The sequence below is a fragment of the Streptomyces viridosporus genome (assembly GCF_002078235.1).
Taxonomy (GTDB): domain Bacteria; phylum Actinomycetota; class Actinomycetes; order Streptomycetales; family Streptomycetaceae; genus Streptomyces; species Streptomyces viridosporus.
Genome location: NZ_MSGP01000634.1, coordinates 4,712 through 5,142, shown reverse-complemented (window position 1 = coordinate 5,142; position 431 = coordinate 4,712). Strand labels below are relative to the sequence as shown.

The window sequence follows — 431 nt, the reverse complement described above, 5'->3', positions numbered from 1 at the left end:
CCGTGGTCGTGCCCGACCACCTGCTGGAGGCTGGGCCCGGCCACGTACCCGGTGGCGACCCAGGGCACGGGCGCCTCGGTGTCCGCGTCCAGCACCGGTGCCGTCCAGGCGCCGCCGACCTGCCGCGCGGCCTGCACCTCCTGGCGGAAGCGCGCCCGGAACTCCTCCTCCCGGGCCAGCTCCTCGCGCACCAGCTTCACCGCGACGGTGCGTCCCGGCAGTCGCGCACGAGGTCGACGAGGCCCTCGGGCACCCGCTCCAGGTCGGGTTCCTCCTGGGCGATGCGGAACATCAGGGCGTGCACCCCGCTGTTGGCGGTGCCGAAGGGCAGCACGCCGGTGGCGGCGTAGGCGAGCACCGAGCCGAGGCAGAAGACGTCGCAGGCCGGGGTGATGCGGTCGCCGCGCACCTGCTCGGGCGCCATGAAGCCG

2 pseudogenes are annotated in these 431 nt (G+C 75.4%); both read right to left on the bottom strand.

The annotated features are described in order from the left end of the window. Positions 1-221: pseudogene (locus tag B7L92_RS34745) on the bottom strand (serine/threonine protein kinase); the annotation flags it as partial. Beyond that, a pseudogene (locus B7L92_RS43070) lies at positions 218-431 on the bottom strand (serine/threonine protein kinase); the annotation flags it as partial. The pseudogenes B7L92_RS43070 and B7L92_RS34745, both read right to left, overlap by 4 nt.